This is a genomic window from Celeribacter ethanolicus (genome assembly GCF_002407265.1).
Classification (GTDB): Bacteria; Pseudomonadota; Alphaproteobacteria; order Rhodobacterales; family Rhodobacteraceae; genus Celeribacter; species Celeribacter ethanolicus.
Map to the genome: position 1 here is coordinate 3642718 of NZ_CP022196.1, position 13124 is coordinate 3655841.

At 54.6% G+C, this 13124-nt stretch carries 13 protein-coding genes; 5 read left to right on the forward strand and 8 right to left on the reverse strand.

Going from position 1 to position 13124, the window contains the following annotated elements; translation table 11 throughout:
• Window positions 1-10: 10 nt before the first annotated feature.
• From CEW89_RS21105 to CEW89_RS17860, 4 genes are all read right to left on the reverse strand, one after another.
• Window positions 11-628 (reverse strand): response regulator transcription factor, encoded by a 618-nt coding sequence (locus CEW89_RS21105; protein ID WP_096806817.1) that lies wholly within the window; start codon window positions 626-628, stop codon window positions 11-13.
• Window positions 625-2373, reverse strand: a complete 1749-nt coding sequence (locus CEW89_RS17850) for a sensor histidine kinase (RefSeq protein ID WP_096806818.1) — start codon at window positions 2371-2373, stop codon at window positions 625-627. The genes CEW89_RS21105 and CEW89_RS17850 overlap by 4 nt, the downstream gene beginning before the upstream one ends.
• 795 nt (window positions 2374-3168) lie before the next feature.
• Window positions 3169-4374, reverse strand: coding sequence for a TrbL/VirB6 family protein (locus CEW89_RS17855; protein WP_096806819.1), 1206 nt, complete (start codon window positions 4372-4374; stop codon window positions 3169-3171).
• Between the two features lie 12 nt (window positions 4375-4386).
• Entirely contained in the window at window positions 4387-4809 is a 423-nt protein-coding gene (locus tag CEW89_RS17860) for a hypothetical protein (protein WP_096806820.1), read from the reverse strand.
• 509 nt (window positions 4810-5318) lie between these two features.
• Between CEW89_RS17860 and CEW89_RS17865 the strand changes: the two genes are divergently transcribed.
• Entirely contained in the window at window positions 5319-6371 is a 1053-nt protein-coding gene (locus tag CEW89_RS17865) for a PIN domain-containing protein (protein ID WP_157779914.1), read from the forward strand.
• Between the two features lie 280 nt (window positions 6372-6651).
• On the opposite strand, the gene CEW89_RS20940 is transcribed toward CEW89_RS17865, so the two are convergent.
• The gene (locus tag CEW89_RS20940) at window positions 6652-7155 is read right to left on the reverse strand and encodes a hypothetical protein (RefSeq protein WP_157779915.1); all 504 of its coding nucleotides are present in this window, start codon (window positions 7153-7155) and stop codon (window positions 6652-6654) included.
• 358 nt (window positions 7156-7513) lie between these two features.
• On the reverse strand, window positions 7514-7936 hold the full coding sequence (locus CEW89_RS17880) for a helix-turn-helix domain-containing protein (protein WP_096806824.1): 423 nt from the start codon (window positions 7934-7936) through the stop codon (window positions 7514-7516).
• 141 nt (window positions 7937-8077) lie between these two features.
• Between CEW89_RS17880 and CEW89_RS17885 the strand changes: the two genes are divergently transcribed.
• The 4 genes from CEW89_RS17885 (at window position 8078) to CEW89_RS21520 (ending at window position 11124) form a co-directional block, all read left to right on the forward strand.
• A complete protein-coding gene (locus CEW89_RS17885) occupies window positions 8078-8302 on the forward strand; it encodes a hypothetical protein (RefSeq protein ID WP_096806825.1) in 225 nt (74 codons plus the stop codon).
• 15 nt (window positions 8303-8317) lie between these two features.
• Entirely contained in the window at window positions 8318-8554 is a 237-nt protein-coding gene (locus CEW89_RS17890) for a hypothetical protein (RefSeq protein ID WP_096806826.1), read from the forward strand.
• Window positions 8554-9678, forward strand: a complete 1125-nt coding sequence (locus tag CEW89_RS17895) for a tyrosine-type recombinase/integrase (protein ID WP_096806827.1) — start codon at window positions 8554-8556, stop codon at window positions 9676-9678. Before CEW89_RS17890 ends, CEW89_RS17895 begins: the two co-directional genes overlap by 1 nt.
• Window positions 9679-10734: 1056 nt before the next feature.
• Complete coding sequence (locus tag CEW89_RS21520; protein ID WP_096806829.1) at window positions 10735-11124, forward strand: ParB/RepB/Spo0J family partition protein; 390 nt, start codon at window positions 10735-10737, stop codon at window positions 11122-11124.
• A gap of 449 nt (window positions 11125-11573) precedes the next feature.
• Here the strand turns inward: CEW89_RS21520 and CEW89_RS17915 are convergent, their stop codons facing one another.
• Together CEW89_RS17915 and CEW89_RS20945 are read right to left on the reverse strand one after the other, a co-directional pair.
• On the reverse strand, window positions 11574-12122 hold the full coding sequence (locus CEW89_RS17915; RefSeq protein WP_096806831.1) for a recombinase family protein: 549 nt from the start codon (window positions 12120-12122) through the stop codon (window positions 11574-11576).
• A 689-nt stretch (window positions 12123-12811) separates the two neighbouring features.
• A complete protein-coding gene (locus CEW89_RS20945; protein WP_157779916.1) occupies window positions 12812-13006 on the reverse strand; it encodes a hypothetical protein in 195 nt (64 codons plus the stop codon).
• Window positions 13007-13124: the final 118 nt, after the last annotated feature.

Sequence of the window (13124 nt, forward strand, 5' to 3'; positions counted from 1 at the left end):
GCCCCCGTGCTCAACTGTCCCATCCTGCCGCCATCACCAGCCGCACGAGATCGGCCGCAGAGCGCGCGCCGAGTTTTTCCATTGCGTTATGGCGATGAATTTCGACGGTTTTCTGACTGATGCCAAGGTCGTGGGCGATCTGTTTGTTTTGCAACCCCTTGACCACGGCGCGGGCCACTTCGGCTTCGCGTGCGGTCAGGCTTTCAATCCGGGTGGCGATCTCGGCGCGCTCAAAGGCCTCGTGTGAGCGGCTGCGGCTCAGCTCCAGAGCCTCCTTGATCCGTTCGATCAGGGCCATGCCTTGCACCGGTTTCTCGAAGAAATCCATCGCGCCCGCCCGCATCGCCTTGACCGCCATCGGCACATCGCCGTGGCCGGTGATCATGATGACGGGCAGGGGACATTGGCGCTGGGCCAGCTCGTCCAGAAGTTCGAGGCCGGACATGCCCGGCATGCGCACATCGGCGAGGATGCAGCCGACGGTGGCGGTCGCGTCCAGCGCATCGAGAAAGGCCAGAGCGGAGCTGTGGGTTTCGGTCTCCAGCCCCAGAGAACCCAGGAGAAACCCAAGCCCCTCGCGCACCGCGCGGTCGTCGTCGACGATGTGAATGAGGCCGTTATCGCTCATGTTTCTTCCTTCACCGGCAGCCAGATCAACACCCTGAGACCCGGACCGTGCTCGGGCGCTTCGGCCCGCATCCAGCCGCCATGGGCTTCGACGATGGAACGCGACAGCGCAAGGCCAAGGCCGATCCCCTCGGGTTTCGTGGTATAAAAGGCCTCCGCGAAATGGTCCATCGCCTCCGGGCTCATGCCATGACCATGGTCGCGCACCGAGAGGCAAATCCCGGCGCCGCGGCTCAGATCGTCGTAGCGCGCGCTGCGGATCTCGAGGCTGCGGGCCTTCGGATCGGTGTCGGTCATGGCGTCGATGGCGTTTTGCACGAGGTTGAGAATGACCTGCTGCACCTGCACCCGGTCGGCCATGACCGTCGGCAGATTTTCGGCGACAAAAACATCGACCGAGACCCCCGCACGATTGGCCGAGGCGGCATAGATCGCGGCGCTTTCCTCGATGAGCGCCCCCATGTCGACCGGCCCCATCTGGCTTTCGCGTTTACGCACAAAGGCGCGGATGCGTTTGACGACCGTGGCGGCGCGTTCGGCCTGTCCGGCCATTTCTTCCGAGGCTTTCACCATGTCCGCTTCGGAAAACCGCCCGGCCTGAATGCGCAGGAGGCACCCTTGCGCGTAATTGGAAATCGCGCTCAAAGGCTGGTTCAGCTCATGGGCGATGGAAGACGCCATTTCGCCCAGGATCGACAGCCGCGCCACATGTTCCAACTCGCGCCGGTGCTGGCGGTCGGCGGCTTCGGCGCGCTGGCGGTCGATCATCTCCTGTTTGAGTTGGGCGTTGGCCTCATCGAGCGCCCGAGTGCGGCGGCGCACCAGCGTTTCGATCCGAACGGAATAGAGCGCCCAGAACATCAGAGCGACCCCCAGCACGATCAGCCAGTCGCGATAATCGGCGATGAAGTCGCGGAGCGACACCGGGCCGGTGCGGGCATAGGGACCGATCTGGAGGCCGCGCATCAGATCGTGCACCGGCTGATAATCGAGCGGCACGGTCCAGAGGTTGCCGTCGGTCATCTGCAAGAGCGCGACGGCGACCTGCTTGGCCAGTTCCGGCGAGGTGCCGGGCGTTTTGGCAAAGGGCCAGCCGGGATAGACCGGGCTCGAAAGCAGGCAACCGGCGTCCTGACTGGCCGAGTCATCGAGGGCGAAGGCGGTGAGCGTGCCGAACCGGTCGGGATCGCTGGCTTTCAGGGTTTCGAGCATGCAGCCCCGCAGCACTGCCGCATCGGCCCGACCGTCCAGCACCGCCTCGGCCGCGCCTTGCATCGGATAGCCTGTGACCACCAATTCAACCTGTGCGGGCAGGCGCGGATCGACTGCCTGCATCTCGGCCCAGATCAGTTGGAAGCCGCCGAAAGCATCGGGATCGACAATGGCAAGACGTTTGCCCGTAAGCTCCCTGAGTGTCGTCATCTGGCCCGTGCCGACCAGTGTCGAGGCCACGGGCAGATCGCCGTCGATCGTGGCGATACGGCTGATATGATGGTGAAATTCGAGATCGGCGTAATTGCCCGGATTGGTGATGACGAAATCGAGCCGCCCCTCGGTGAGCGCCGCATCGAGGGCATGAATGCCCAAGGCTTCGAGTGTGACGTCATGATCGGGCAGGGCGGTTCTGAGCGCCTGTTGTGTCGGCGCCCAATGCGACAGGGAATGATCGGAACCGAGATAATCCAGCACGCCGATGCGCAACGGCTCGCCGGCCTGAATCGGGGTGCTCAGGACGAGCGAAAGCATCGCGGCGACGCATCGCAAAGAGCTTCTCTGCCATTTCTGTTTCCAGATCACCTGCCAACCTCACATGGATGCCCCTCCCAGTGATGGCAGAGCGCGAGATGAGGGTCAAATGATCCGCAAGAAAACAATTGCTTCAGGAAGAAGTGGTGCCCGGGGGCTGCTTGGGTCTCCCGTTCAGCTCCCGTTACAGGCACCGCATCAGCTCGTAGCCTCAGCAAAAACAGGTGTATCCGTATCGGCGAGTCCACGTCAACAGGCGCGTGGTGTTCTACGGCTTGTTCTGCGGCAGCGGTGCGGATGGTCGCCAGGGGCAGAAGACCTCGGATTGGCGCTTGGCTTGCTCCTTGGTCGCCTCGTTGACGCCAGCTGCGGATCGTCTCGGTCATGCGCCAGCATCCTTTCCAGAGACTGCGACGGGTTCGCCCGCAAAACAGGACTTCTGGGGTCTACGGTGACATAGATCAGCCCCTTCTCGGGAGCATATCCAAGATGCCCTTTCTCCCGGATGACCCCTTGTCCGGCCTTCAGAATCACATCCGTAGACCGCAGCGACAAGAGCTTCGCGGATGCAGAAAATGATGCGTGCAGTCTTTCAGCCAGCCAGTCCTCCATGTTGGCAAGTTGCTGGCGTGCATTGATGATATGCAAGGTCATCTGAGGCATGGTGGGGTAGTATCTCATTTGAACGCCAGCGATAGCAATGGGCTTGGCACCGCCTTGCGGCGGTGCTGCGCTACTCGATGAAAAATGCGGCCAAAGCCTGGCAATCACCGACTTGGCTAAGCGCTCCGGTTGTCATGGTTTCCCCCGCTGGGAAGCCCTCGCCACCTGAGCGCGTATGAGCTTGATTTTAGCGCTGTCCTCACCTTCGCCTGCTTGTCGACGAACCTCACCAGTGGTGCGGGCTGCTTTGTTGGCGCGGGCGGCCTCGATCATGCCTGCGCGCCCGGCTTCTCGCCGTTCGGCGCGGCTGACCACCGAGCCGCGTTCAGCGTGTTTCTGGCCGATTGTCTCACGGTTCTTTTTCATCGCATCGGAGGTCATCTTGGCGTCTTGAAGGGCAGCGGCAACCCGATTGCCTGGTTGTGCGGCGCGCGCCGCGCCTGCGGCCGACATGCCCTGCATAACGCGCGGTCTGGTTGCGTCGATCGCACGGGAGCCAGCCATTTTGCCCGCGCTTGCGGTGTGCCGCGCCTCCTGCAATCCGCTGGTCGTCGCCACGATTGTCCCGGCCAAGCCACTCGCCATCGTCGGGACATTCGCCATCATGAAGATCGCCCCGCCGCCAACAATCAAAAAGCCCGCTGCCTGGCTCAACTCTGTCGCTTTCCCGGCGTCATCAATCATTCCCTCCCCGACGCCGACGACCGCCCCCATGATGCCGGCCAAGACCAGCGGGATCAGGGCAAAACCTATCGTAAATTTCGCCCAGCTTTCGAACAGGCTGTTGGTGGTCTTGAACAGCAACGCCGGAACGAAGACGGGGGCAAGAGAAACCGCCATCGCAAGACCGATCTTTCCGATGGAGGTGACGATGATCGCCACGCAAGCCATCAATGCCCCCAAAACCCATACCAGAACGGACGTAATGCTGATCCCGATCATTCCACTTTCTTTTGCGGCGCGATCCGAGAAATCGAACAGCCCTGTAATCATGCGATCCAACGCCTGATTCAGGTTTGGTGACTCTGTCGCGCCCAATAGAGCTGCGCCGATGGAGCCGGGCGTTTCTGTTATGATGTTGTAGATTGGCTGGAACGATGCCCAGCTGGTCGCCACCGAGAGAACCAGAATGTAGCGCACGCTCCATTTCATGTAGTCCGAGACTCGTATCGGCGCCCATTGGAGGAGAGCATTCGCGGCGATGAACGCGACCCCTACGATCCCCATGGCCTCCACCATCCTTGCGACCGGCTCGCCAAATGTTTCGAAAACGCTTTTTGAATATCCTTCGACAGCATCGTCAATCAGCTTCATTGTATCCGCAATGTGCGTCGCCATGCTCTTACCCCCTTACTCGATAGCGCCGACATCGCGGCAGTAGGCTAGCGCGGCACTGGCACCGCTATCTTCTTCTTGCAGGGCCAAATAAATCGGACGAACCGCGCTGCGTGGCAGTTCCCAGACCTCTTCCGGCACCATCGCTTCGATCTCGTCCCAGTTCCGCCGTCCATTCAGGCAGGAGATTTCATGGGGCTCTCCCTTTACGAAGGCTTCACATTGAGCGCGCATGTGTTGGGCGTCCCACCGATCACGGTATTCCTGAAGCACGCGCACCATTGCACGATTTGGTGCACGTGCCTTGATTTCGTCATCGTCGATGTTTGTCGCGCCATCGCAATGCCAGGAATTCTCTGCGGCGATGGTTGTCGCTGGGTTGGCAATCAGAATTACCGCCATCGTGATTGCTGAAAGCTGCTTTTCAATAGAGAGCATTTTATCCTCCTTTTTCGTTGCCTCGATTCTATCGAGCGGGAGGAGAAATGCTATAGGGAGTGTAATTTATCTTTAAATTTCAAATACATGTCAACTTTCAAACTTGAGGTGTCAGGAAGCAAACTTGAGACCTCAAGATCGAAAGTTGTGTGTCGTCAAAGATGTTTCGCCGGCGTCTTGCAAACTGCAAAATCAGATCTGGATGGTCGGAGACCCGCGCGAGGGGCGGACAGCCGACCTTCGCTGCGCCCCGGACGAACGGCAGCGATGCGCAGAAATGTGGAATCTGCCTTGTGAAGTTCAGCTCCCGCAAGCGTAGCGATTGCGATCACCAAGCCCAGCTGGATCGATGCTGCCTTGCGGCCCAAAGGCAGGTTGTCAGGAAGCTGCCATGAACGTATCAATCGAAAAACAAGGTCTTGACTGGGATTATTCATCTCCGCTGGACTTCTTTCGCATCATGTTATCCTCGTGCATGACGAATAATTCCGTTTAGACTGGAGCAAGGCGTGCCCACGATATTTCTCGACACAAACGTTTTTATAGATGCTCAATACTTCAGGGCGGCTGGCGCTCAAGCGTTCCTGCGAACATGTAAATTCGCAGGTTTTGATATCGCCGTGCCCGAAGTTGTCCTTGATGAAGTGCGAGGGAACTTTCAGCAAGGACTTTCTACGGCATTGGTCTCTCTAACCAAAGCGGAGCGACAGGTTGCTCGGTTTGTGACGCTTAACAACTCCGAGATATCGCTTGATGAAGAGATCGAAGGTTTCAATGCATTCCTTGACGAGTTGCTGGAAGATGTGGGGGTGGACGTCCTTCCCTATCCTGACACAACGCCAAAAGATTTAGTTCTCGGTGGATACTCCAAGAAGAAGCCTTTTAAGGAAAGTGGCGAAGGACATAAGGACTATCTGATATGGAAGTCCATAGTGGAGGGGGTGGATCCAGCCGACGGACCGCATATCTTTGTCACCAGCAATACGTCAGACTTCGCCCAAGAGAAGACGAGGGAAACGTTTGTTCTTCATGCGGAACTGAAGTCGGATCTATCTGAAGAGGTAACTATTCTGGGCTTTACGGGTCGACAATCTCTTCTTGAGAACTATGTTCTGGCACGCCTTGATGGATGGAAGCCTTGGTCTGATTCAAAGGTCGATATTGACGTTGAGAGCTTTGCTGAAAAGGTGATAGGAAAAGAGCTCCCATACAAAACAATGTATGGGCTGGAGGGGCTACCATTCAGCAACGAAGTTACGATTACGATGTATGGGAATCCAGAAAACTTGGATGTACATTATGCCCGCATCGGAGATCAATACATGGTCCGCATTCGCGGCGATTCAGAATGTCTTTTTGACGGATACATGGATAAGTGGGAGTATTTCTCAGAGCATTCTGAAACCATGTCGGGAAGCGATTGGAATGATCATGTTGTGAACGTCGAAACTGAGGCCGTAGTGGAATTTGAGATCATGGCTACCTACGACCCTGCGAGTGGAGAGTTGGGTGGCGCTACCCTGAAGGTGCTGAATGAGATCGAGGATGACATCTACCAATAGAGGTTTTTTCGCATGGGGTTTTTACTTCCTCATCAGTTTCGGGTTTTGACCATGATACGGAAGAAGCAAAATGCTCCACTCAAAGCAATCAAGAGCCGTTTCTCAAGAAGACATTTTCTTAGGCTGCGAAATCGGCAGGGATCACTGCATATCGGAACGGCGGCTGTATCTGCTTGCAGCAAGATGGAGTGAAGCGTGGCTGTTGCCTGCCTCCCGTCATCCGCTGCACCTGGAGCGAATGTCCGGAGAGGGTCGTGTATGTCTGCAAAGAGCGGCTTCTTTACCACCTCCGCCAGCTTAGCCCCATCGTTGAAGCGATGGATGCAGGATAACCTGCCTGAACACGGCTTCGATATGCGCGTACAGATAGCCCGTTTTGCAGCGCAACAACTTCCCACTCATCATCCGGATTATGCGCTATTTCCCGAACACCTTCAGTTGCAGCTCTTTCACCCGACCAACCTCGCTTGAGCCTTTGTTTGAAAGTTTGAAATGCTACCCCATTTTCTTCAGCAACAGGCCAAGCTGGTAGTCCATTATCTAATTCAGCCAATCCATCACGGTACCGGTTTTCGAAGGCAGCACGGTCAAATGGGAATTGGGTATGCTCACAAGGAACCGCCCAAACCTTCGCCCCATTCTCGATCTCCTCAAGACGAACCACTGAGGCGTCATCCAATGGAAATGGCTTCAGCCCATAACGACTACAAAGCCACCAAGCATCTTCGCGACTTGTGGCCTTGCCAATGACGTCACCGCCCAGCGGAGCAACATAGTTGAACATCAATACTCTCCACTTCAAAAATGGTGTGAACTCGCATAGTTGATTCAGTTTATGTCCCTATTGCGCATTGAGCGCAGGCGCCGAGAGAAATAGCTCTCGATACCAACGGCTAGTACGAAAGCCGGAAGGGCGAGCACTACGACAAGAGCGGAAATGGAGGCAATCAGGAGTGGCGCCCATGGCATGCTATCTCCGCCCCAAAGCACACATAGCATGCCCCACGACATCAGGTAAGCCATTGAAAAACCACACATCAAGTCGATCACAGGGCGTGTGAAACGACCAATATCGGACTGCATCCGTTCGGTTGCCGCTAATTGGTGGCGTTTCCAGGTTTCAGGCTGTCTCAAGTCCATTCTTATTCTCTCAAAAGTTCAATCCATGTGTGGACGTCGTCCATAGCTATTTCCTTTCCCTCTAGGAAAGATCGGTACCAGCGCGCGGCAATCGCGCCGCGTTTTTCGCTCTTCAGCTTGGTTCCGCTCTCGGACAGATGTTTGTCCAGAGCGACCTCGAATTCTTCCAAGGCGGCAATGTCGTGCGTCATACGGACGGCCTCCGCTCCCAAGAGTATCCAGTTGAGATCAACATTGAACTGGCGGTTCAACTCGACCAGCGCTTCGACGGGGATTGAGCGCTTGCCCAATTCGTAGCTTTGGTAAGCGCGCAGCGATATTCCCAGCGCTTCGGCCATTTTCGCCTGCGACATACCAAGTTCATTGCGCGCAATCGCGATGCGCGCGCCAAGAGCGCTCAGGTAGTCATACGGACGATCAGCCATTTTCGACGGCAATCCACTTGCAGGTGCGATCATTTGAGTGCTATACGCACAAATGAGCGTAATTTGTTGTGTTCAGTATCTGAGCATGGCTTATGGGCGCGCTCAACCCGATTCGCATTATCTTACGAAAAGGAGAAGGTTTTGGCACCGGAAAAGCTACTTTCGCCGAGGGAGCTGGGAGACATCGTCGGGCTAAGCCCTGCGCAAGTTCGCGCGTTGATGAACGATGGGAGGCTCGAATTCGTCCAGATTTCCCCAAAGACCAAGATGCTGACCATGAGCGGTTGGGAGCGGTTTCAGCGTAGCGCGACCAAAGTCAAAGTGCCTGAGCCTGACTGTTCGGGCGCGGCCTCTGGTGCAGATTGACGGAGCATACGCCTCATGGCAACGACCAATCTCAATATCAGCGTGATAGACAAGCGTATGCTTCGCCAATCAGAGGCTGCAATTTATACAGGGCTGCCTGTCAAGCACTTCAAGGCAACTTGTCCGGTGCGTCCGGTGGAGCTCAAACAAGGAACGTTCCTCTATGATCGAAGGGACATCGACCAATGGATCGACCAAGTCAAATCCGGTACTGAAGCCGATGCGCGCGAAAAAATCTTAGAGCGCCTCTAATGACGGTTGTCCGTGTTCGGGGGTTCAAGATTTTCCGGGATCGTCATGGGCAGATGCGCTGTTATCATCGAGAAACCGGGCGCAAAGTCGATCTGCGGAAGGCCCCATTGGGGTCCGCCGAATTTTTCGGAGAATGCGCCCGCATTGCAGCTCATGCAGAAGCTGTAAGAGAGAAGGCACCGCAGCCCGGAACGCTGGATGCACTCATGGCCTCCTACTTTGCAGAAGATCACTTCCTGAGATTGTCGGACGCAAGCAAGCGAGAGTATCGGATGTGTGCCGATGTGCTGGAGCCCATCAGGGATACCCCGGTGTCAGCCATAGACACACCGTTGCTTGCCGCCATCCACGATAAGCTCGCGAAGAAGCATAGTTGGGACAAGGCGAACCGCGTGCGCAACTTCCTCATCCAAGTGTTCAAATTTTGCATCCCAAAGGGATTGATATCGAAGAATTTCGCCGAAGACGTTATCAAGAAGCCCCGGCCAAAGGACGCTCCAGAGGCATATAGGACATGGGCATTCGAAGAGGTGCAAACCGTCCTCGATGCAGCTTCGCCTCAGCTAAGAGCCGTCTTGGCTACGATCTTTTGCACCGGGCAGGATCCGAGCGATGCCTTGGAGTTTCGCAAGGATCAGGTGGACGATGGCGTGATTTGGAAAGGCCGCAATAAAACCAATGTTGGTGCGGCAATCCCGATCAGCAAAGTCCTAATATCAGAACTGGCAAGGGCGCCTGCGCATGATGCGCCCACACTTCTCGCCAGCTCGAAAGGTACGCCTTGGACCTACGACGGTTTCGCGAGCGCCTGGCAGCGACTTCGTACAAAGCTCGAAAAGGATGGAAAGGCCGCACCTGGCCTAACCCCGAAGGGGCTGCGGCACACGATAGCGACATGGCTTAGGGAGGCAGGGCGGGACGAACGTGAAATCTCCGATCTGCTGGCTCAGGACTCGAAGGTCATGGGATTGCATTATTCCAAGAATGCCGCGCTGGCCCGCAAGAACCGGAAGACGATGCAGGTCTGGGAAGAGGAGTACGAACGACGTTTAAAGGAAGCAGAAGTGTCAAACCAACAGGAAAAACTGTCAAACCCACACGAGGAGGGTCCGTCAAATGGCTAAGATTCAAATACTTTTCAAAGATTTAAATGGTGCCCGGGGGCGGTCTCTTTTCAGTAAATCGAACTGAAGAAAAAACCAAAATGCCCTTATTTATCAAGACATAAAACGCCTCTAAGGAAGTGCTCTATGTTCTCCTGTGTACTCTAGGTGGGGGCGCTTGTGTACTCTAAAAATGGACCCCGCAGGTTTTTCTTTTTCGCCGTAGGAATGGACCGGCTAGCCTAAGATTTGGAATGGAATGAATTAGCTAGGGGCGGTGGCGCGACTTGTCCCTGTGTGTGGGTGAGACTTACACATGTGGAGGGGTTACGAATTACGGCTTCCATACGAAAGAAACTCTTTCCCCTCCGCCAAACTCATGGAGGGGTTACGAATTATCACGACCATACGAAAGAAACTCTTTCCCCTCCACCTAACTCATGGAGGGGTTACGAATTACGGCTCCCATACGAAAGAAACTCTTTCCCCTCCACCAAACCCATGGAGTGGTTACGAATTAGGACGCCCATACGAAAGAAACAATCAGGGACATCCTAGCCCAATCTAAAAATTTATATATTAGATATGTGTTTAAGTGGTCCGAGCTTCTACCGCTGTATCCAGAGGTCTTTCTTTCCGATCTTGACATACCATCCCGCAGGATCGCGGCATACTTCAAAGGTATGGCCTATCTTTAGTGTAAACATGGGTCTCTCCACTCCTGTTGTGCAACTCTATAGGAGATTGGAAATTTTATGTCAACATATTGAAATTAAATACAAAAGTGTAATTTTTACATCTCCGAAACCCCCGCATGAACGTAACCAAATGAGGACTGAAACATGATGAACATGAGAATGTACCGTAAGAAAGAGCAACGGCCCCGAGAAGCTGACGAACACAGTATCTATGTCACCGTCCGGGGTGATGCCTACCGAACCATCTTTCGCGCTAAAACAACTCTCGAAGACCAGCTTGGTGATCGGGTGTCTTGGCAAGTTTTCCTTACGGAACTCGCCACCCGCTATCTCCACTGCCTTCCCGCTGTTTAACCCCTAACCTCAGACACAAACACAAATGCAGATCACAGAAGAAACAAAGTCAGAAGCCATTAAACGGCTCCGTGCAGACTCGGGGATAAGCTCCCCTGACGATTGCACACCCACAGCCCTCCCTCTAAGCAAGCTAAAAGTCGCCCCTGCTGTTTTCCAGCCCCGCGAGTTTTTCTCCGAGCGCCATGTGAAGGCCCTAGCCACAGCAATTAAGGCACAGGGAGGGCAGCCCTTGGAACCGCTAACCGTATGGTATTCCGGGCGGGATTGGTACGTCATAGATGGGCATCACCGCCTTGAGGCATACATGCTGTTCAATAGCAGTCTTTCCCCGAAGGACCGAGCAAAACGGACCTTCCATACTATTCCGGTTTGGTCGCCAATTACATCAAGGGAGATGGGGCAGAAATTCTAGGGGCTTTTGAAGCCGCAGGCCTTGGCAGGGATGCCCTCGGTGAGCTTATTGGTCAGATCGAAGCAAACGCGGAGGCTTTGGCGTTCAACGAACTTTCACCGGAGGACTTCGAATACTTGACTTGGGCCTCTGAGGCTAATCCCGAGATTAGGGAGCTTATCGCGCTACAGGGATGGAAGGCTTCCCGTGGTACGGCCTCTATGTCTTGGCCTGAGTTTGCCCGCCGGGTAAGGGCGAAACTGTCCCGCGCCTAACGTAAAGTCTATTGGGAGCTACCTTTTCTCTGGACTTGTTGTGATGCGGGAACAAAGACAGACAAAGAGTGAAATGGTAGCCCCCACCTAATCGCCCAGAGAGCGTCCTATGACTCTTATGGGGGCTTCTCTGGTCCCTTTCCTTGAGATGTTCCTAGCGGCGCTCCTGAGGCTTCTCAGCGTCTCAGAGCAGCCTTATTTGCCCAGCGCCCGATACACTGACGCTTTTGAAAGCCCCATTCGATCCATGATTTGTGGGACTGTCTTTCCGTCTTGCCTCATGCCCTTAATTGTCTCTATCACATTCTCTGTGAGTAAGGTCTTGCGCCCAAATCTGACACCCTTGGACTTGGCCTTCTCAATCCCATCCATTTGCCGCTCTTTGCGGATGCTTGTTTCAAATTCCGCGAACACAGCCAGCATCCCTAAGAACGCTCTCCCCGCTGCATCTTTGGTGTCTATGGGTTGGTCTAATACCTTAAATGCAACGCCCTTGCCTTCGAGTTCTCGAACAATCCGAAGCAGGTCTTCCGCACTCCGCGCTAGCCGGTCAATTCGGGAGATAACAAGTGTGTCCCCCTCTCTGAGATAATCAAGGCATTGCTTGAGAGCGATCCTTGAACTGTCTAGTCCCGACCTCTTTTCTTCAAATATCTTATCAACCCCAAAGGCTGTGAGCTTATCCCGTTGTACCTCTAAAGATTGTCCGAGGGATGATACCCGCGCATAACCTACAGTCGCCATTTCTCCTATCCTTTAAGAGTTTGAGAGAAATCATATATGAGACATAAAAAGGAACGTGTCAAGAAGGTGTCTCTCAAAGTATACTTTTAGATACGGTTCGGGCTGGTTGAATTGTGGGGCATGTAATCGAGAGGGACATGGGCGGCTCTAATCTAGTAAGTCGTGCGTGCGCTGTTGTGTGCCGGGAAATATTTACAACTCCCATCAGATATAATCTGAGTAGCCCTGTGCTACCCCCGCCTCTGTTTGAGGGAAGCTCTGTAAGGCTGTCCGCGTTTAAGGTCGCGCCTCTAGGGTGGTGAGGGTTGACGAAAAGGGGGACGAGTGATCCCCCTATGGGGGTAACTAGCGCAACAAGTTACACATATTCGATCAGAGACTTTTAGGCGCTTTTCACGCCCCCACACATCACGTCTTTTTCTTAGGGGAGGTGGCCTCATGGACAACAGCCGATGGGACCATGAAGAACACCCCGAGGGTGAACATATAGCCGACTGTTACGTCGAACCAATAGGGCAGATGGGGCCATCCAAAGAGTATCTGGAAAAACGCCGTGAAGAACCCGAGGAAAAGCCCTAATGATACTGCGATGATAGATGCTAGCAGAAGCATGCCTGATATGCGGTTAATCATATGTTAATCCTCATGGCGTTCTGGTGCGGGCGGTAGGATTTGAAGCCCCGCTCCTGTCAGGATGCGGATTTTATACTTACTTCCGTCATCCATTCAGCAATATCGGAACATTCTTCTTCGCCATACCAATTCACCTTATCAACAAGCAAACTTATGAAGATTTCTAGGCTTTCCTCTACGCCCTTCAAAATCTCAGGGCTTCTTGTCCTGTCCAACTTTGTTTCCAACAAAATTCCTGCGAATACTGCCAACGCGCAGCTCCGTGCTCTGAAACCCCTCGCTCTTGCCCGACCATAGAACTCATTCGATAGCGGGAATGTCTTGAGGCATTCGCTTAGAGAGGGCAGCATCATTCCGGCTTTCATGTTC